The following is a 233-nucleotide window of genomic DNA, read 5'->3' as shown; positions in this document are numbered from 1 at the left end:
ATCGCCGCCCTGGGCAGCAGCCACCGCCGCCAGGCCCACGCCGGGGCGCTGGTCAGCGCCTGCGACGTGGCCGCCGCCCGGCTCAATGGCGACGATGAGGTGTCGGTGCTGCAGCTACTGCAGCAGACCCGGCATGACCTGGCCCGCGTGGCCGAACACGACACCCGCCTGGGCGAGGTGGACGCGCTGCTGGACAGCGCGGTCATCCAGCTGCACGAAGCGCTGGCCCTGCT

General features: G+C 73.4%; 1 protein-coding gene. It reads left to right on the top strand.

The annotated features are described in order from the left end of the window. The coding region (locus tag ACPYOM_RS24110; RefSeq protein WP_481347918.1) for a hypothetical protein at positions 1-233 on the top strand (233 nt) is incomplete at both ends.

This window comes from Monashia sp. HAY1-2A, assembly GCF_056755315.1.
The sequence above is the reverse complement of the archived record's forward strand: the minus strand, read 5'-3'. Positions and strand labels throughout refer to the sequence as shown.